Below are 19,646 nucleotides of genomic sequence, written 5' to 3' on the forward strand. Positions count from 1 at the left end.
TCCTTAATCACGGCAGGCGCAACTTTACCTTGAGGTATCAGTGGCCAACCTTATTCAACAGTACTGACATCGGTTCGGACGAATCCAAATCGACGTTATAAGCCTGAGTATTAATGAACAACAGCTGATCGCCCAACATAATGCGTGCGCCAATAGCGTAGGTATGACCCGGTTCGAACTGATCTCTGTCCATTACAAAAGAGAAAGTGGACGGAGTACTGACATCAGTACGCTCCATTTCGCCGATCACCTCAGCAGGTGCGTCGGCACGGGACACATCTTTTAACTGCACCACCAATACAGCTTCAGGCGGCAGGGCGATACGTTCGCGATACCAGACCTCACCATGAACATTTACCAGTGCATTATTGGTTGCGCAGCCACTCATCAAACCTGTTACCGCCAACAAAGGCACAGCCAGGATTTTGGTCCACTTGTTCATATACTCTCCTAAATCATACAATAAGACTTCTGGATGTCTATACATCCAATTAGAAATCTTCTCATGCTTGTGAATTCGGCATCTTGAAGTCACTTGGGTATCCTCCTATGATAAGCGCCCCAAGGTTTGCCCGAAACCCATATGACTCAAGCAACTGCAATTATTATTGGTGCCAGCTCACAATTGAGCCGGGAAATCGCCAAACAGCTCTCAGAGCAACAGGTAGAACTGGCTCTGTTGGTTCCCGCTCCCGAAGCTTTGTCAGAGTTCGCCCAATCTTTGCCCGGCAAAGTAACTGTGCATGCTCTGGATATCTATCAGCCTCAAACCGCGATTGCTCAGCTTGAGCAGGTATGGCAACAACTGGGTGGTGCTCATCTGGTGTTGGTGAATACCGGCGTAAATCACTATGATCCTGAGCTGCCCTGGGGTCCCGAAGATGACATTATCAATGTCAACGTCAAGGGGTTTGCCGCCATGTGCAATACCGCCTTCCGTTTACTGCGGGAACAGGGGTATGGCCAGCTGGGGGCAATCAACTCAGTCGCGGGACTGCGTGGCGGCCCAAGCGTCTCTTACCACGCCTCCAAAGCCTTCGCCCAGAACTATCTGGAAGGCCTGAGCATGCACGCCCAACGCCTGAAACTGCCGGTCACTATTACCGACATCCAGCTGGGTATGTTGGATAAAGCCGCTATGCAAGGTGCCAAAATGTGGCTGGCTCCTTTGCCCGTGGTGGCCAGGCAGATATTGTCGGCACTGGCCAAAGGCAAGCGCCGCGCTTATGTTCCAAAGCGCTGGATTATTGTGGCCTGGATGACCAGGCTGCTGCCTGAGTTCATTTACAACACCCGCCGCTGGAAGAAAAAGCAGAAGAAACAGTCAGGCCAATAAGCCAAATTACAGACACAAAAAGGCCGGCTTTCGCCGGCTTAAATTGGCGCACGGGGAACTGTGCGCCAGCTAAAGGCTGGGAACGATTAATTGCCTTTAGAAAACGTAACCTACGCTAACCATGTATACCCATGGGTCGATATCAGTTTCAATGGATACAGGCCCAACGGCTGAATTAAATTTCACATCAGTACTGATATCTGCGTACCAAACTGACGCGTTTACCAGCCAGTTCTTGTTTACCTGATAGTCCAGACCCACCTGAGCAGCAACGCCCCAAGAGTTTTCAAGACTGAGATTTTCCAGACCAAGGCCTAAATCTTTGCCAGCCTGAGTAAATTCGTTATCAAAGAAGTTGGTAAAGTTCACACCCAGACCAACGTATGGACGCAGCTTGGAGTCAGCATTACCGAAATAATACTGGGCAACCAGAGTCGGTGGCAGGTGCTTGGTATCAGCAATATGAACTCCAGCCAAAGTCACTTCATGAGAAAAAGGTGTAGCTGCCAGCAATTCAACGCCGAAGTTATCTGTAATCATATAGCCAAAATTCAGGCCCAGCTGAGTATTGCTGTTTACTGAAAACTCACCGAAATTAGGCAGGTCAAATCCGGTCAAATCTACATCCTGGCTCGACTCATTAGGAGCTACAACCACAGCACCTGCACGCACAATGATATCACCGGCCTGGTGAGCGAAAACCGGAGCAGAAATCAGGGTGGCAGCAATCAAACCGGACAGTACAGACTTTTTCATCATCATTCTCCATAACCACAACGCGCAGCGCTGTCTTATTTACATCCTTAACAAGTTGTGAATACACTGCCAAAGTATGTGTCACAGAGGATTGATCTGAATCAATTTATTCCTGTTACAGCAGCTTACTCCGCCCATAAAGCGATCAAGATCACAAAAACGCCGCAGTTCTCTCTACTTTCTAATCACAAGTCAGCAACAGATCCGGATATTGCTGTAACCAGCCTTTGGATTGCACTCTTTGCAAAAACACACTCCTGTCTCTGGCGGGGTTGTGTTCGAGACGGCCATTGAATAAACAAGCCAGTCCAAAGGCACTGATAAACTCAAGTTCCCCCTCCCCGCCAAGCCGCACTGCCACTGCAGTTTGCTGCTCAGGCCAATAGGAGATGGCATCTTGTAATCCCTGGTATTCAGCGTCGCCATTGCGCAGGTGCATACGAGCCTGATTTTTTACCGACCAGGGAAATTGGGGAGAGAGCTTACTCAGTTGTGCTTCAATGAATTTGTCCTGTTCAGGCAGTGGATTGTGCTGATCATGGAAAATCACATCGATATCATTCAGCGGCGAGTCATAGGTAAGATACAAGCTGTCCCACACCAGATTACGCACAAAGCCTGCCGCCAGCCAAAGCGCCTGCCCGGTAGCCTCACTCACAGACTTTAAGTCCTCCAACGCTTGCATGCGGTCACTGTCATCATGTATCCAGGCGGAGATCTGACGCTCTGCCTGCGACTCATTCAACTCCTTTAACAACCCCTTTTCTCCTCAAAGGCATGAAAAAGGCCCCCGAAGGAGCCTGATTCACATAAGCTGGATTACTGACTTACCGGTTTCATCAGCACTTCAGTGGTGAACTTGCCGTTGTTAATAACCGGGTAGCGGGTGAAGGTTTGAAACAACACCTGATCTTTATAGGTGATCATTGCCACCACACCATAGTTGATACTCTTGTCTATGGTTTCGGCAGGCAAAATAAACTTGAATGGCACCGGCACCCGGGCCACTTCAAAGGTCTTTTGTGCAAATATCGATCCCCGGGTATTCAGATCCACAATGGAGATATTGATTACCGAGCCGGGAGGCAGTGCTATCCGTTCAAGGTAGCCAGCGGCACCGTTTACAATTACCGGCTTTGGCGGTTCGACGGTTACACAGGCTGACACACCAAGCAACAGAGCGCACACAGCCATCATCCGGACCAATTTTGCCAACATATTATTTTCCTCCAGCATATCGCATTAAGCCTTCCTGGGTGGTTGACGCCACCAGCTCTCCGGCCTGGTTGAAAAACTGTCCCCGGACAAAACCACGTCCGCCCACTGCATTGGGGCTATCGATACTATATAGCAACCATTCGTTGAAGTTTACCGGACGGTGGAACCACATCGCATGATCTATGGTGGCAAAGCGCATACCCGGTGTCAGGAAGGACACTCCGTGAGGCTGGGCTGCCGTGACCAGAAAGTTAAAGTCTGAGGCATAAGCCAACAGGTACTCATGTACACTGACATCACTATTCAGCTCACCGTTCAAACGCATCCACACATTACGGGTCGGAGCTGCAGGCTGAGGGGCAATTGGATCCAGAGGTTCCACCAATCGCATCTCAATAGGCGCATCAGCCATAAACGCCTGCAGTATGCGTGGCGGTACTTTATCCCGCATGGTCATCGCCACTTCCTGCTGATTCAGCAGACCGTCAGGACCCGCCACCTGTGGCATCACGGCATGATGGTCAAAGCCGGGTTCAGGCGTCTGGAATGAACAGGTCATATAGAATATCGGCTTGCCCTTCTGAATCGCTTTAACCCTGCGGGCGCTGAAGCTGCCACCATCACGCATGATCTCAACATCATAAACAATCGGCATTTTTTCATCACCGGCACGCAAAAAATAGGCGTGGAAGGAGTGCACCTTACGTCCGGCTTCAACTGTCTGGCGTGCGGCGCTGAGGGCTTGTCCCATCACCTGCCCACCGAATACATGGCCAATTCCAATATCCTGACTCTGGCCACGGAACAGCCCCATCTCTATGGGCTCCAGCGACAGCAGAGAGACTAAATCATTCAATACCTGACTCATGAGTTTCACTTTTTTCGGGCACGTACTGCGTGCCTTGAACTAACACGAGGCGTCAGTATAACCCGATGTGTTTGGGATAAAAGGTTAATTCCCCGATTAGTGTTCAGTATCCGAACTACTGCCAGGTGATCCGACCTGCGCGGAAATCTCAGGTGATTGTATCGTGCCAGAGATCATATCCGGGACTTAAGTGGTATAAATTGACAGGGAAAAACTGTAAAATATGCGCCCTTTGGCAACTCTGGACACTGGCCATTTAACCCAGTTCCCTATGCCCGCCGGACATAAACCGGCACTGTCTGATAACCCGTAACAGAAGCGGAAACACATGAATCCCTGGATTTTAGCCATTCGTCCCCGCACATTGCCAGCCGCTATAGGCCCGCTATTGGTGGGCAACATGTTGGCCCTGAAACTGGACTCTTTCAGTCTCACCATCGCCTTGCTGTCTACAGCCTGTGCGGTTCTGCTGCAGATTGCCGTGAACCTGGCCAACGACTACTTTGACTTTAAAAACGGTATCGACACAGAAGAACGGCTGGGCCCGACCCGCGTAACACAAAGCGGTTTGCTTAAACCTGAAGCCGTGCGCAATGCCATGATAATGTCGTTGGTTTCAGCTGTGGCCGTCGGCCTGTTTTTGATTGCCCACGGTGGCTGGATTATCGCCCTGCTGGCGGTATTTGCCGTACTGGGCGCCCTGGGTTACAGCGGCGGTCCCTACCCTATGGCTTCCCATGGGTTGGGTGAGGTTGCAGCCTTTGTCTTTTTCGGTTTGGTGGCTGTAGTTGGCGCCTACTTCCTGCAGGCTGGCACCACAAGCTCAAGCGCCTGGTTGCTGGGCAGTGCCATTGGTTTCTTCAACGCGGCCATTATGCTGGTAAACAACACCCGCGATATTCAAACCGACACCAAAGCCAACAAACGCACCCTGGCAGTTCGCATCGGAGAGGGTCGTGCCAAGGATCTGTATCAGGCACTGGTTTATCTGCCGTTTGGTTTGATTATCGGTGGCTATTTGATGGGGGCTTTGCCCGGCTGGCCCGTGCTGCTGGCAGGTCCGGCACTATTGATGGCCCGCAGCCTGTGTGCTGCTTTTCAGGAGACCAGTGGTGAAGCGCTGAACCCACTGTTGGGACGAACAGCCAAGCTAACTATGGTGTTCAGCTTCCTGTTCAGCGCGGGCCTGATAATCCCGCAATAACCCACCTTCTTTGAACATAAAAAAGGCTTACCACGGAAACTGGTAAGCCTTTTTTATTAAGGTTTATCTATTGGCTGTCAGCCTATCTTCACCAAATCCCTTGGTGACTGGCTCCAGTTCAGGTGGTACTTATCACCTGCTGGTTTATCGGTACGCTCAAAGGTATGGGCACCGAAATAATCCCTTTGTCCCTGCAGCAGGTTGGCAGGCAATACCGCAGCACGGTAGCTGTCGTAATAACTCAGCGCACTTGAGATACAGGGTACAGGAATCCCCTGCATCACTCCCTGAGCCACAACCTCACGCCAGCCCTGCTGATGCTCAGCCAACATCCCCGCAAAGGACTCAGCTTTCAGCATATGTTCCAGGTTTGGCTCAGCCTCATAGGCAGAGGTGATCTGCTGCAGGAACCCCGCACGGATAATACAACCGGCACGCCAAATACGGGCGATGTCGGCAAAGTTAAGCTGCCAGCCCTGATCCGCCGCATTCATTGCCATCAACTGGAATCCCTGAGCATAACAGGCCACCTTGGCACACAGGAGTGCCGACTCCAGCGCATTAATAAAGTTCTCTTTATCCAGCTGAGGCGGATTGGCCGGTGCTGCCAGTTGCTGGCTTAAGGCTTCACGCAGTGACTTTTGATTACTCACTGCGCGGGCATATACCGCTTCAGCAATAGTCGGAGCAGGACAGCCCAGTTGCAGACTGGAGACCGCAGTCCACAAACCGGTTCCCTTTTGACCAGCCTTATCCAGAATTACCTCAACCAGAGGCGCACCTGTGTCCGGATCATCCTGAGTCAGAATATCTGCGCTGATCTCCATCAGATAGGAGTTCAGCGGACCTTGATTCCAACGACCGAATACCTCACCAATGTCCGCTGCCGACATCCCCAGACCAGAGGACATCAGGTGGTAAGCCTCGCAGATTAGCTGCATGTCGGCGTACTCGATACCGTTATGCACCATCTTCACATAATGGCCAGAGCCCGCCGGGCCAATATAGGCAGTACAGGGCTCTCCCTGAATGTCAGTCTGTCCGGGCGCAGTACGCTCCAGCGGCAATCCGGTTTGCGAGTCCACCTTGGCGGCAATGGCTTCCCACACAGAAGCAAGATGCTGCCAGGCATCGGCGTTGCCACTTGGCATCAGACATGGGCCAAAACGGGCGCCCATTTCACCACCGGAAACTGCTGAGGAGAAAAAGTGGAAATGTTCGCGGTAGCGCTGCTCACGCTCAATGGTGTCTGTCCACAGGCTGTTACCCGTATCCACCACTATGTCTGAAGTTTCAATACCAGCTTCAATAAGGGATTGGCAGACAGCATCCACAGGCTTACCTGCGGGAATAGACAAAACAATAAGTCTTGGAGTGGCCAGGCTGGCCAACAAAGAGGGGAGAGAGTCAAAACCGGTCAGACGGTCCTGAGTACCGAACTCATGCAGAGCTTGCTGTTCGGCAGTGCGGATTTTGGAGACATCCAGGTCGAAGGCGGAGACACGATATCCATTATCGGCGATATTTAACGCCAGATTCTTGCCCATCACGCCCAAGCCAATGACGCCAATTGCCGCAACTGAAGTTGATTCATGTTGCATCAAAAATTGCTTCCAAAGACTGGGGAAAAATCACGGGCGCGATTATAGCGGTAACCTGTGCGCAAATTCCAGTACACAATCCTTTACAACAAAACAACAGGAGGCAAGATTTCTTGCCTCCTGTTGTTTTGTTGGTCACTTCATCGCCATTGGCTGTTAATTAACAGCCCTCTGCTCCAGTCAGTTATATCCCAACTTGGCCAACGCCTCCTTCACCAATTCAAGTGTCATGGGATCTTCAATGGTCGCCGGGATTTTCAGCGGTTGATGAGCCGCAATCTGACGCATGGTACCCCGCAATATTTTACCTGAGCGGGTTTTAGGCAGTTTGGGAATGGCGGTCACCAAACGGAACGCCGCAACCGGACCAATTTCGCTGCGCACCAGAGCGATCAGCTCCTGCTGCAATTCAGCCTCACTGATATTGGTTCCGTTTCTCAGCACCACCAGTCCCAAAGGCAACTGACCTTTGAGTTTATCCTCCACCCCAATCACAGCCGCTTCGGCCACAGCATCATGCTGGCACAACACCTCTTCAAACCGACCAGTCGACAATCTGTGCCCTGCCACATTAATGATGTCGTCGATACGACTCATAATGTACAGGTAGCCATCCTCATCCAGATACCCGGCATCTCCGGTAAGATAGTAGCCTTCATACATAGACAGGTAACTGTCACGATAACGCTGGTCATTACCCCACAAGGTCGTCAGGGTTCCCGGTGGCAATGGCAGCTTGATAACCACATTCCCCGAGGTATTGGCCGCCACCTGCTCACCGGATTCATCCAACACTTCCACCTGATAGCCGGGAACGGCCTGCGCAGGAGAACCTGGCTTGACCGGCACAGGATCTGTCCCCATTAAATTGGCCGCAACCGGCCATCCGGTCTCAGTCTGCCACCAGTGGTCTATCACAGGCTTGCCAAGTTTTTCATGAGCCCAGTTAAGGGTATCCGGGTCACAACGCTCCCCCGCCAGGAACAGGCTGCCAAGACAATCCAGATTGCTCTCTTTAATAAATTCACCGTCAGGATCTTCACGCTTTATCGCCCTGATGGCGGTTGGTGCAGTAAAGAAGCTCTTCACCCCGTATTGATTGATAACGCGCCAGAAAGTCCCGGCATCGGGGGTGCCAACAGGCTTACCTTCAAATAACAAAGAGGTGGCACCGACCAGCAAGGGGCCATAGACAATATAGGAGTGGCCGACCACCCAGCCCACATCTGAGGCAGCCCAGAATACATCACCGGGATTGATGTCATAAACATGCTTCATCGACCAGGCCAGTGCCACTGCATGACCGCCGTTATCGCGAACCACACCTTTTGGCTGACCTGTGGTCCCTGAGGTATAGAGAATATAAAGGGGATCTGTCGCCGCCACGGGGACACAGCCAATCTGTGGAGCCTGCGGGACAACACTGTCCCAATCATGGTCTCTTTCGGTTTGCATCTGCGCCTGACATTGGGGGCGATTGAGAACAAGGCAGTGTTCAACCTTGTGAGAGGCCTGTTCCAGCGCTGCATCCAGCAGAGGTTTGTACTCCACTACGCCTGAGGGCTCGATGCCACAGGAGGCACTGATCACGACTTTGGGTTTGGCGTCGTTAATACGTGTTGCCAGCTCATTGGCCGCGAAGCCACCAAACACCACTGAGTGAATAGCACCGATCCGTGCACAGGCCAGCATGGCGTAGGCGGTCTCAAGGATCATGGGCATATAAATCACGACACGATCGCCCTTTTCCACGCCAATGGAGTGCAGATAGCCCGCCAATTTACTCACATGCAGCTGAAGTTCACGGTAACTGATTGCCAGCTCCGAGTTAGTCACAGGGCTGACATACTGAATCGCGGTTTGCTCCCCCCGCCCGGCAGCTACATGCCTGTCCACCGCGTTGTAACAGGTATTCAGCTCAGCTCCTGCGTACCACTTGTAGAAAGGAGCCTGACTGTCATCCAGCACCCTGTCCCAGGGAGTATGCCAATCAATTGCCGCAGCGGCTCTTGCCCAATAATCGTCCCTGTCTGTCAGCGCCTGAATGCGCATGTCGTTGGCTATCGTGCCCATGACTTCCTCCATAACTCTTTGTAGTACCGCTTGAATGTCTGATTTACAGCTACAGTCATGGCAGGTCTTCAGGCATGCCCGACTTACCCGCTAAATAGGCCATGAAAGGCGATGTTTGAGTATTAGACTTTTGGACGAGAAATGAACAATCCGGCTTCAGGCCATTTTTGGCGACATTTCATTAACAATTTAACTTGCGCAAACTTTACCTTTACGTAAACTTCATATATGGTGCTAAAAAATGATAACCAGAGTCAGCCGATGAATACCAATCAAGCCCTGCAAACAACATATTCGATCAGTGACTTATCGAAAGAGTTCGATATCACCACCCGGAGTATCCGGTTTTACGAAGATCAGGGGCTGCTGAAACCCAAACGCCGTGGCCAAACCCGGATCTACAGCCTGAAAGACAGAGTTCGTCTCAAGCTGATCCTGCGGGGTAAGCGCCTGGGCTTCTCTCTGGCTGAAACCCGCCGCCTGTTTGAAATGTATGACGCAGACAAAACCAGTACCACTCAGCTCAATACCATGCTGGAGCTGATTGAAGAGAAGAAAACCTCACTGCAACAGCAGATGGATGACATCAAAGTGGTGCTGATGGAGCTGAACTCCGCTGAGCAACAGTGCCTTGCCGCGCTGGAGGAAAACAAAGTACAGGGATGATACCCAGTTACCAAATGTAAACGATAAAAAGCAATACCAGCTGTACCCGACCCAAACAATAATAATCATACTGGGTAAACAGCCAGATGGCCGGTTGCCTTGCAGGTCGGGACAGTGTCGAAGGAGCTTTCCTTCGAAAAAACACAAGACCCAACAAGACGCAAGGATACTTGACCATGAGCCAACTCTACACCAGCCTCAACTTCGGATTGGGTGAGGAAATTGACATGCTGCGGGATGCAGTCAGTCAATTTGCCGCCAACGAAATTGCCCCGCTCGCAGCCAAAGTCGATGAACAAAATGCCTTTCCCAATGAACTCTGGCCTGTGCTGGGTGATATGGGTCTGCTGGGCATTACCGTGGATGAAGAGTATGGCGGCGCCAATATGGGCTATCTGGCCCATGTGGTTGCCATGGAAGAGATCTCCCGGGCCTCAGCTTCCATCGGCCTCTCCTACGGCGCTCACTCTAACCTGTGTGTTAACCAGATTGCCCGCAACGGTAACAGTGAACAAAAAGCCAAATACCTGCCCAAGCTGATCACAGGTGAGCACATAGGTGCACTGGCCATGAGTGAGCCCAACGCCGGTTCTGATGTGGTCTCCATGAAGCTTAACGCCCGCAAAGAGGGCGACCGCTATATCCTCAATGGCAACAAGATGTGGATCACCAATGGTCCCGATGCCCACACCTATGTGATTTATGCCAAAACCGATGCCGACAAAGGCCCACACGGCATTACTGCGTTTATCGTTGAGCGTGGCTTTAAAGGTTTCAGCCAGGCCCAGAAGCTGGACAAGCTGGGGATGCGTGGCTCCAATACCTGTGAGCTGGTATTCCAGGATTGTGAAGTGCCGGAAGAGAACATTCTCGGTGGCCTGAACAACGGCGTTAAGGTGCTGATGAGCGGTCTGGATTATGAACGCGTGGTGCTCTCCGGTGGCCCGCTGGGCATTATGACCGCCTGTATGGATATCGTTGTGCCTTATATGCACGAGCGTCAGCAGTTTGGTAAATGCATCGGTGAGTTCCAGCTGGTACAGGGCAAGCTGGCGGATATGTATACCGGCATGAATGCTGCCAAGTCCTACATCTACAATGTGGCTCAGGCCTGTGACCGTGGCGAAACCACCCGCAAAGATGCCGCGGGCGCGATTCTTTACTCTGCCGAGCTGGCCACCAAAATGGCGCTGGATGCCATTCAGCTGCTGGGCGGTAACGGTTATATCAATGAGTACGCCACCGGCCGTCTGCTGCGTGATGCCAAGCTGTATGAAATTGGCGCCGGTACCTCAGAGATCCGCCGAATGCTGATTGGCCGCGAACTGTTTAACGAGTCTCGCTAAGTCCGGGATGCCCAGTCCGCCCCCTGTACTGTGCAGTGAAATGCTGAGTTGAGCGGGGCGGCGTCCAGGAACAAGCAAGAAACTGAGCAACGACCATAGAGGAGCGCCGGCAGCGCCGGCCTCCATTGCAGAAGGATGCTGTTGTGGTGCAATTCAACTCCCGTATTAATCCGGCAAGCAGTGAGTTCAAAGCCAAGGCTGCAGATATGCAGACTCTGGTAGATGACTTACAGCTGCAGGTTCATAAAATCATGCAGGGCGGCGGTCAGGCCGCATGCGAACGTCATCTGGCCAAGGGCAAATTGCTCCCCCGTGAGCGTGTCGAGCGCCTGTTGGACTCAGGTTCCCCCTTTTTGGAAGTGGGTCAGTTTGCCGCCTTTGAGGTGTATGGCGAGGAAGTGCCTGCAGCCGGTGTGATAGCCGGGATCGGCAAGGTCAGTGGCGTCGAGTGCATGATTATCGCCAACGATGCCACGGTTAAGGGCGGCACCTACTATCCGCTGACAGTGAAAAAGCACTTGCGGGCTCAGGAGATCGCCGAGCGTTGTCACCTGCCCTGCATCTATCTGGTGGACTCAGGCGGTGCCAACCTGCCCCGTCAGGATGAAGTGTTCCCCGACAGAGATCATTTCGGCCGTATCTTCTTCAATCAGGCGCGCATGTCCTCTAAAGGCATTCCGCAAATCGCTGTGGTTATGGGGCTGTGTACCGCAGGTGGCGCCTATGTGCCCGCTATGGCCGATGAATCCATTATCGTTAAAGAGCAAGGCACCATCTTCCTGGCCGGTCCACCATTGGTGAAAGCGGCCACAGGTGAAGAGGTCAGCGCCGAAGAGCTGGGCGGTGGCGACGTGCATACCCGCATTTCCGGTGTTGCTGACCATCTGGCCCTGAACGATGAACACGCACTGGAGCTGGCCCGTCAGGCGGTCACCCGGTTGAATCATCAAAAGCCACTCTCGGTTGAGCTGAAACCTGCCAAAGCGCCAAAATACGATATCAATGAACTGTACGGTATTGTCGGCACAGACCTGAAAAAGCCCTTTGACGTCAAAGAGGTGATTGCCCGTTTGGTAGATGATTCAGACTTTGATGAATTCAAAGCCAACTATGGCAACACCCTGGTGTGTGGCTTTGCCCGCATTCACGGTTATCCGGTTGGCATAGTGGCCAACAACGGCATTCTGTTCTCCGAATCCGCCCAGAAAGGCGCGCATTTTATCGAGCTGTGCTGCCAGCGCAAAATCCCTCTGCTGTTCCTGCAAAACATCACCGGCTTTATGGTGGGGAAGAAGTACGAACATGAAGGTATCGCCAAGCACGGCGCCAAGATGGTGACTGCAGTGTCCTGTGCCACTGTGCCCAAATTTACCGTGTTGATCGGTGGCTCCTATGGGGCGGGCAACTATGGCATGTGTGGCCGTGCCTTTGACCCTACCATGATGTGGATGTGGCCCAATGCCCGCATCTCAGTGATGGGTGGCGAGCAGGCGGCTGGGGTACTGGCCACGGTAAAACGTGATGGTCTGGCCCGCAAAGGCGTGGAGTGGAGCGAGCAGGAAGAAACCAACTTCAAACAGCCTATCGTCGAGCAGTACGACAAAGAAGGTCACCCTTACCATGCCAGCGCCCGTTTATGGGATGACGGCATTATCGACCCGGCTCAAACCCGCGAAGTGGTAGGTCTGGCGCTGGCCGCCTCCTTGAATGCACCGATTGAAGACACCAAGTTTGGTGTGTTCCGCATGTAAAGGCAGGAGGTAAAGATGAACTTAAATTTGAACTCCGCCCAGTGTTGGAAGACACCAAGTTTGGCCTATTACCCACGAGCCGCATGTAACAAAGGGAGGCAGTAATGGAATACCAATATATCAAGACCTCCCTGAACAGTGGCGTTGCCACGCTGACGCTGAGCCGCCTTGATAAGCACAACGCCTTCGATGAAGTCATGATAGGCGAGATGATTACGGCACTCGATGCACTCGCAGCCCAAGCCGTTAATACTGGCGATTGCCACCTGTTGGTACTGAAAGCCGAGGGTAAACACTTCAGTGCCGGTGCAGACCTCAACTGGATGCGCAAACAGGCCGCCATGGACTTTGAGCAGAACCTGAGTGACGCCAAAGAGCTTGCCGCATTAATGCATAAGCTGGACACCTTCCCCCGTCCGACCCTGGCAATGGTTAATGGTGCCGCGTTTGGCGGCGCACTGGGCCTTATCTGCGCCTGTGATATCGCTATCGCCGCCCCCAATGCCAGCTTTTGTCTGAGCGAAGTCAAACTGGGATTGATTCCTGCGGCCATCAGCCCCTATGTGCTGCGTGCCATGGGCGAGCGTCAATCCCGTCGCTATATGCTCACGGCTGAACGTTTTGATGCACACGCCGCACTGGAGTTGGGCGTGGTTCATCAACTGGCCGATGATTTGAATGCCGCTGAAGAGGCCATGACAGCGACACTTATCGCCAACAGTCCTCAGGCAATGCAGTGGTGCAAGACCCTGATTGCCGCGCAGCAATCCGGCGAGATAACGCCGGAAGTGATTAACTACACCAGCGAGCAGATAGCCCGCATCCGGGTATCCGAAGAGGGACAGGAAGGGCTTAACGCCTTTTTCGACAAACGCCACCCAGCCTGGACCCAGGTAAACCTTCAGTCATCAGGAGACGGCAAGCATGCTGACTAAAATCATTATCGCCAACCGCGGCGAAATTGCCTGCCGCGTTATTCGCACAGCCAGAGCCATGGGGCTGAAGACAGTTGCCCTATATTCTGACGCCGACGCCAAAGCCCGCCATGTAGAAATGGCAGATGAAGCCTTCTACCTTGGCGGCAGCGCCCCCAGCGAGTCTTATTTAAAAGGCGACCTTATTCTTGAGATTGCCAAAAAGTGCGGCGCCGATGCCGTACACCCGGGTTATGGCTTCCTGTCGGAAAATGCCGAATTTGCCCGCGCCTGTGAGCAGGCCGATATCCGTTTTGTGGGTCCGGGCAGTGATGCCATTGATGCCATGGGCAGCAAGAGTGCCGCCAAAGCCATAATGGAAAAAGCTGGCGTACCGCTGGTGCCGGGCTATCACGGTGATGACCAGAGCGATGAGCTGCTCATCAATGAGTCGAAGCGTGTCGGCTATCCGCAGCTGATCAAAGCCGCCTTCGGGGGCGGTGGTAAAGGCATGAAGGTGGTGGAGTCTGAAGCCGAAATTATGGAGGCCATCGGCTCCGCCCGTCGCGAAGCCCTCTCCTCTTTCGGCAATGACAAGCTGCTGATTGAACGCTATCTGAGAAAACCGCGCCATGTTGAGGTGCAGGTATTTGCCGATACTCATGGCAACTGTGTTTACCTGTCAGACAGAGACTGCTCAGTGCAGCGTCGTCACCAGAAGGTGATTGAAGAAGCTCCTGCGCCAGGACTGTCTGATAAGCTGCGCCGGCAAATGGGTGAAGCCGCTGTCGCCGCAGCCCGTGCCATAGATTATGTGGGTGCCGGTACAGTGGAGTTCCTGCTGGATACTGAAGCCAGTGACGACAGTTTCTTCTTTATGGAGATGAACACCCGTCTTCAGGTTGAGCATCCGGTGACCGAAATGGTGACAGGTCAGGATCTGGTGCGCTGGCAGCTTCTGGTGGCGGCAGGTCAGACACTTCCCCTGGAGCAAGATCAGATCCAGATAAGCGGCCACGCCTTTGAGTCACGCATCTATGCCGAAGATCCGGCCAACAACTTCCTGCCCGCCTCAGGCCTGCTTGAGTTCCTGAGCGAACCGGCTGAAAACCAGCATGTTCGTATCGACTCAGGTATTCGTCAGGGCGACGAGATCAGTAACTTCTATGACCCGATGATCACTAAGTTGATCACCTGGGACAGCGACAGGGAAAGCGCCCTCGTCCGAATGGCCAATGCGCTGGATGAATACCTGATCACCGGGCTCAAACACAATATTCCTTTCCTGGGACGTATTTGTCGTAACCAGGAGTTTAAAGACGCCATTCTGTGTACCGATTTCATCGACCGCCACCAGGATGAACTGCTTGCTGACCCCAGGGCAGATATCAAGTCAGCCCTGCCGGTTGCAGCGCTTTATCGTTTGCTGAAAAACCAGCAGGAGCAGCCAGGCTTTTCCCATGAGCCAGACTCGCCCTGGCAGGGATTCAGTGGCATGCGCCTCGGTGCAGCCAGTCGCTTTGATGTGATGCTGATGGACGATAGCCATGACATTCATGAGCTGAGACTGACCAAAGTGGGCAGCAACTACCTGCTTGAATTTAATGATCAGCAAATCACAATCCAGGGAGAGCTCGCCTGCCTGCACTCTGGAGCCGAGCGCCTCACCTATACCCTGAACGGCCAAAAGCAATCGGTGACTATTGCTCAAAAAGGCAGTGACTTTACCCTGTTCCTGCCCGCGACAGACATGACTAAAGAGTCAGTACAAAGCCTGCATTTCCGTGCGGTCAAAACCCACAATGACGATGCCGATGATGGCCATGATAACCCACTCAATGCCCCAATGAACGGCACTGTGGTGACCCATCTGGTGGACGTTGGCGCACAGGTTGAAAAAGGTCAGGGCCTGATGGTGATGGAAGCCATGAAGATGGAGTACACCATAGCCGCCCCTGCTGCAGGCAGCGTGAAGGAGTTCTTCTTCGCCCCGGGCGAACTGGTCAGCGATGGCGTATTGCTGCTGGATTTTGACTCAGCTTCTGACGCCAATGAAAAACCGGAGGTCGCAGATGCGTCCTGATAAAGTCAGTCTGTTTGAAGTGGGCCCAAGAGACGGCCTGCAAAACGAAAAGAGTGTACCTCTGGCCGACAAAATTCAGCTGGTGAATAACCTGGCTGATGCCGGTGTGAAACGCATCGAAACCGGCAGCTTTGTCTCTCCCAAATGGGTACCACAAATGGCCGACAGCAGCGATGTGTTTGCCAGGGTCGCGCGTCATGCGGATGTCAGCTACAGCGCCCTCACGCCAAATATGCGGGGACTGGAAGCGGCGCTTGACGCCAAAGCCGATGAAGTGGCGGTATTTGCAGCCGCGTCGGAAGGTTTCAGTCAGCGCAATATCAACTGCTCTATCGAAGAGTCGATAGAGCGATTTATCCCATTGATAGAAAAGGCAAAATCACTCAACCTGCCGGTGCGTGGATATGTCTCCTGCACCCTGGGATGCCCCTATGATGGTGATATCCCTGTCAGTGAAGTGGTACGCGTGTCTGAGATCCTTTACAAGCTGGGCGTTTATGAGATCTCTTTGGGTGACACCATAGGCGTTGGCACCCCGGACAAAGCCCGTAATATGGTGCAGGCGGTCTCAGCCAAAGTCCCTATGGAAAAGCTGGCACTGCACTTTCACGATACCTGGGGACAGGCGTTGGCCAATATCCATGCCTGCTTGGATCTGGGGGTGAGCACTATCGATACCTCAGTGGCAGGTTTGGGCGGCTGCCCCTACGCTAAAGGTGCCTCGGGCAATCTGGCTTCAGAAGACCTGGTTTACATGCTGCACGGTATGGGCATAGATACAGGAATAGATCTGCAAAAGCTGGCCGCAGCGGGTCACAAAATCAGCCAGGCTCTGGGGCGACCATCAGGCTCCAAGGTAGCTCAGGCCATGGGCAGCTGAACGGCAGAACCGTTAGCGCATTTGATACAAGAATAACGACAGTGGTAAAGCGCCACTGCAAACAAAGGAGTGAACTATGGCAGGACTCAATAAGGTCGTCGGCAGCTATGAAGAAGCGCTGGCAGGTCTGACTGATGATATGACCATTATGGTCGGAGGATTCGGCCTGTGTGGTATCCCGGAAGGGCTGATTGCCCGTATGGTTGAGCTGAAAGTCAAAGGCCTTACCGCCATCTCCAATAACGCGGGTGTGGATGACTTCGGTCTGGGCCTGCTGCTGCAAAACCGTCAGATCAGCACCATGATCGCCTCCTATGTGGGCGAAAACGCCACCTTTGAGCAGCAGATGCTCAGCGGTGAACTGAACGTTATCCTGACGCCACAGGGCACCCTGGCAGAGAAAATTCGTGCCGGTGGTGCAGGTATCCCCGCCTTCTTTACAGCTACAGGCTATGGCACACCTGTGGCCGAGGGCAAAGAAACCCGTGAAATCAAGGGCCGCCATTATGTACTGGAAGATTCCCTCACGGCTGATTTTGCTCTGGTTCGCGCCTGGAAAGCCGACACCATGGGTAATCTGGTATTCCGTAAAACTGCCGCCAACTTCAACCCCATGATGGCTACTGCAGGCAAAATCACTGTGGTCGAGGCTGAAGAGATAGTGGAGCCGGGTGAACTGGACCCCGACCATATCCATACCCCGGGCATTTATGTTGATCGGGTAATTAAAGGCACCTTTGAGAAGCGCATTGAGCAGCGCACCGTCAAGCAGACAGCTGAGGCATAAGGAGAGGCAATATGGCACTGACAAGAGAACAATTGGCCCAGCGTGTTGCCCAGGAACTGCAGGATGGCTTTTACGTCAATCTGGGGATAGGCATTCCCACCCTGGTAGCCAACTATATTCCCGATGGTATGGAAGTGATGCTGCAATCAGAAAATGGCCTGTTGGGGATGGGCGAGTTTCCCACCGAGGAGACTATAGATCCGGACCTGATTAACGCAGGTAAACAAACCGTTACCGCAGTCAAAGGCGCGTCTTTCTTCTCCTCAGCCGAGAGCTTCGCCATGATACGTGGCGGCCATGTCGACCTGACGGTACTGGGCGCGTTCGAAGTGGACGTCAACGGTTCAATTGCTTCCTGGATGATCCCGGGCAAGCTGGTGAAAGGCATGGGTGGCGCCATGGATCTGGTAGCTGGTGCCGACAATATTATCGTCACCATGATGCACGCCGACAAAAAGGGGAATTCCAAGCTGTTGCCCGAATGCCAACTGCCATTGACTGGCTACGGCTGCATTAAGCGGGTACTGACCGACCTGGCTTTCCTGGAAATCAAGGACGGTGCTTTCCATCTGATTGAACGGGCACCGGGTGTCTCAGTCGAAGAGATTATCGAGAAGACCGCAGGTAAACTTATCGTCCCTGAACATGTACCGGAAATGCAGTTTTAGAAGTATGAGCTGATAGGTTAATCGATACCAAAAACCACCCTTTCGGGTGGTTTTTTTGTTTGGGGTATTAGTAGATTCAGGCGAAATACCACACTTTTCAGTCATTCCAACTCGTAAAGAAGTATGTGATCTTGTAGCACGTTACTTACGTTTTCAGGGCTAAGGATGGATATATGCAAGATGTTGATACTGCAAGTTGGATCACCCGCGCCAGGACCCAGGCAGACATGGAGATTGCCAGTCGACAGGAGCAACTGAAAGACAAAGTCTTCAGTCACATCGTCGATGACGACGGCAATCAGTATGTGGATCTGGTGATGGAAGGGGGTGGCATGTTGGGTATTGCTCTGGTGGGCTTTACCTATGTACTTGAACAGCAGGGGCTAAGATTTCGAAAAGTCGCAGGAACCTCTGCCGGAGCCATCAATGCACTGATGACCGCTGCACTGGACGTGCCGGGAAAACCCAAAAGTCAGAAGGTACTGGAGATTTTGGACAGCACAGCTTTCGATGAGTTTATGGATGGACCTGACTATGTCAAAAAGGTGATCCGCAAAGCGCTGAACAAGGACTCGGGCTGGAGTTATGTTTGGAGTGCCCGCAGCGTCTACAAAACCTTTAAACAGGTTAAATCCACTCTGGGGCTGAATCCTGGAAATAGATTTCTCGAGTGGGCCACAGAGATCCTCAACGAGCATGCGGTTTATACCGTGGCCGATCTGGAGTCGAGAGTAAACAGCTTTCCCCCTCTGTACATCTGTACCTCTGAGGAGGCAGGTAAAATCCCGTCGGCGGATGCCGCCAGTGGCGCAGTCGCCCTGATAGCCACAGATATCACCACGGAAAGCCGGGCGGTATTCCCCAAAGATGCGCCACTCTACTGGCAGGACACAGAAGAGCTACACCCCGCCCACTTTGTCAGAGCATCCATGTCAGTGCCCCTGTTCTTTGAGCCCATGGTGGTTAATCAGATCCCACAAGGGAAAAAGGCGATGCATCTGTTTGAGGATCTTCGCAATATCAAAGCCCATCAGTTTAAATATCAACGACCACCTGAGCAGGTGCGGTTTGTTGACGGTGGCATGGTGTCCAATTTCCCTTTCGACATTTTTCACCTGGCCCGGGCTTCCAGACACGCCCCCAGAGCCCCCACCATAGGGGTCAAGCTTGAGGATGATGTCTATCAGCACAACACGGATACATTTCTGCAGTATCTGGGCGCAGTGGTGAACACTTCACGGCGTATGTTTGATAATCACCTGAGGGTGGTGCACTCTGCGGACTATGATGAACTGGTCAGCAATATTCCCATTAAGCCCGAAATCCAGTGGCTCAACTTTGAAATGCCGCCAGAGCATAAATATGACCTCTTTATGTCGGGGGTCGATACGGCCCTCAACTTCCTGCAACGATTTGAATTTAATGACTATCTACTCAATGTCAGATTGCCTTTGATGCAGCAGCATTGATACAGCCTCTCTGGTTCAGGCCTGTT

At 52.8% G+C, this 19,646-nt stretch carries 18 protein-coding genes; 11 read left to right on the plus strand and 7 right to left on the minus strand.

What is annotated here, in order from left to right; translation table 11 throughout:
- Positions 1 to 37: 37 nt before the first annotated feature.
- On the minus strand, positions 38 to 442 hold the full coding sequence (locus ACFOE0_RS10760) for a YbaY family lipoprotein (RefSeq protein WP_115137888.1): 405 nt from the start codon (positions 440 to 442) through the stop codon (positions 38 to 40).
- A 141-nt stretch (positions 443 to 583) separates the two neighbouring features.
- Between ACFOE0_RS10760 and ACFOE0_RS10765 the strand changes: the two genes are divergently transcribed.
- A complete protein-coding gene (locus ACFOE0_RS10765; protein ID WP_248935862.1) occupies positions 584 to 1,336 on the plus strand; it encodes an SDR family NAD(P)-dependent oxidoreductase in 753 nt (250 codons plus the stop codon).
- Positions 1,337 to 1,432: 96 nt separating this feature from the next.
- On the opposite strand, the gene ompW is transcribed toward ACFOE0_RS10765, so the two are convergent.
- The 4 genes from ompW to tesB all read right to left on the minus strand — a co-directional run bounded on the left by ompW (position 1,433) and on the right by tesB (position 4,178).
- Positions 1,433 to 2,095 carry an outer membrane protein OmpW gene (gene ompW / locus ACFOE0_RS10770; protein WP_248935974.1) on the minus strand — a complete coding sequence of 221 codons (663 nt, stop codon included), beginning with the start codon at positions 2,093 to 2,095 and terminating at the stop codon, positions 1,433 to 1,435.
- A gap of 178 nt (positions 2,096 to 2,273) precedes the next feature.
- Positions 2,274 to 2,849 (minus strand): nucleotidyltransferase family protein, encoded by a 576-nt coding sequence (locus tag ACFOE0_RS10775; RefSeq protein ID WP_248935863.1) that lies wholly within the window; start codon positions 2,847 to 2,849, stop codon positions 2,274 to 2,276.
- A gap of 62 nt (positions 2,850 to 2,911) precedes the next feature.
- Positions 2,912 to 3,310, minus strand: coding sequence for a YbaY family lipoprotein (locus ACFOE0_RS10780; protein WP_248935864.1), 399 nt, complete (start codon positions 3,308 to 3,310; stop codon positions 2,912 to 2,914).
- 1 nt (position 3,311) lies between these two features.
- Positions 3,312 to 4,178, minus strand: coding sequence for an acyl-CoA thioesterase II (tesB, locus tag ACFOE0_RS10785; protein ID WP_248935865.1), 867 nt, complete (start codon positions 4,176 to 4,178; stop codon positions 3,312 to 3,314).
- Between the two features lie 328 nt (positions 4,179 to 4,506).
- On the opposite strand from tesB, the gene ACFOE0_RS10790 reads away from it, so the two are divergent.
- Positions 4,507 to 5,382: a 1,4-dihydroxy-2-naphthoate polyprenyltransferase gene (locus ACFOE0_RS10790; RefSeq protein WP_248935866.1), complete on the plus strand. Its 876-nt coding sequence runs from the start codon at positions 4,507 to 4,509 to the stop codon at positions 5,380 to 5,382.
- A gap of 77 nt (positions 5,383 to 5,459) precedes the next feature.
- Here the strand turns inward: ACFOE0_RS10790 and gndA are convergent, their stop codons facing one another.
- Complete coding sequence (gene gndA / locus ACFOE0_RS10795; RefSeq protein WP_248935867.1) at positions 5,460 to 6,983, minus strand: NADP-dependent phosphogluconate dehydrogenase; 1,524 nt, start codon at positions 6,981 to 6,983, stop codon at positions 5,460 to 5,462.
- Between the two features lie 180 nt (positions 6,984 to 7,163).
- Complete coding sequence (locus ACFOE0_RS10800; protein WP_248935868.1) at positions 7,164 to 9,056, minus strand: propionyl-CoA synthetase; 1,893 nt, start codon at positions 9,054 to 9,056, stop codon at positions 7,164 to 7,166.
- A 261-nt stretch (positions 9,057 to 9,317) separates the two neighbouring features.
- Here ACFOE0_RS10800 and ACFOE0_RS10805 point away from each other — a divergent pair, with 261 nt between their 5' ends.
- From ACFOE0_RS10805 to ACFOE0_RS10845, 9 genes are all read left to right on the plus strand, one after another.
- Complete coding sequence (locus tag ACFOE0_RS10805) at positions 9,318 to 9,722, plus strand: MerR family transcriptional regulator (RefSeq protein ID WP_115137882.1); 405 nt, start codon at positions 9,318 to 9,320, stop codon at positions 9,720 to 9,722.
- Between the two features lie 176 nt (positions 9,723 to 9,898).
- Positions 9,899 to 11,068 (plus strand): isovaleryl-CoA dehydrogenase, encoded by a 1,170-nt coding sequence (locus tag ACFOE0_RS10810; protein WP_248935869.1) that lies wholly within the window; start codon positions 9,899 to 9,901, stop codon positions 11,066 to 11,068.
- Between the two features lie 143 nt (positions 11,069 to 11,211).
- Positions 11,212 to 12,819 (plus strand): carboxyl transferase domain-containing protein, encoded by a 1,608-nt coding sequence (locus ACFOE0_RS10815; RefSeq protein WP_248935870.1) that lies wholly within the window; start codon positions 11,212 to 11,214, stop codon positions 12,817 to 12,819.
- Between the two features lie 104 nt (positions 12,820 to 12,923).
- Positions 12,924 to 13,754: an enoyl-CoA hydratase-related protein gene (locus tag ACFOE0_RS10820; RefSeq protein ID WP_248935871.1), complete on the plus strand. Its 831-nt coding sequence runs from the start codon at positions 12,924 to 12,926 to the stop codon at positions 13,752 to 13,754.
- Positions 13,744 to 15,816, plus strand: a complete 2,073-nt coding sequence (locus ACFOE0_RS10825; RefSeq protein ID WP_248935872.1) for an acetyl-CoA carboxylase biotin carboxylase subunit — start codon at positions 13,744 to 13,746, stop codon at positions 15,814 to 15,816. The genes ACFOE0_RS10820 and ACFOE0_RS10825 overlap by 11 nt, the downstream gene beginning before the upstream one ends.
- Positions 15,806 to 16,696 (plus strand): hydroxymethylglutaryl-CoA lyase, encoded by an 891-nt coding sequence (locus ACFOE0_RS10830; protein WP_248935873.1) that lies wholly within the window; start codon positions 15,806 to 15,808, stop codon positions 16,694 to 16,696. Before ACFOE0_RS10825 ends, ACFOE0_RS10830 begins: the two co-directional genes overlap by 11 nt.
- Positions 16,697 to 16,772: 76 nt before the next feature.
- Positions 16,773 to 17,483 carry a CoA transferase subunit A gene (locus ACFOE0_RS10835; protein ID WP_115137877.1) on the plus strand — a complete coding sequence of 237 codons (711 nt, stop codon included), beginning with the start codon at positions 16,773 to 16,775 and terminating at the stop codon, positions 17,481 to 17,483.
- An 11-nt stretch (positions 17,484 to 17,494) separates the two neighbouring features.
- Entirely contained in the window at positions 17,495 to 18,151 is a 657-nt protein-coding gene (locus ACFOE0_RS10840; RefSeq protein WP_115137876.1) for a CoA transferase subunit B, read from the plus strand.
- A gap of 173 nt (positions 18,152 to 18,324) precedes the next feature.
- Positions 18,325 to 19,620, plus strand: a complete 1,296-nt coding sequence (locus ACFOE0_RS10845; protein WP_248935874.1) for a patatin-like phospholipase family protein — start codon at positions 18,325 to 18,327, stop codon at positions 19,618 to 19,620.
- The last annotated feature ends 26 nt before the right edge of the window (positions 19,621 to 19,646 follow it).

Origin of the sequence: Shewanella submarina (assembly GCF_042646185.1) — a bacterium.
Classification (GTDB): Bacteria; Pseudomonadota; Gammaproteobacteria; order Enterobacterales; family Shewanellaceae; genus Shewanella; species Shewanella corallii.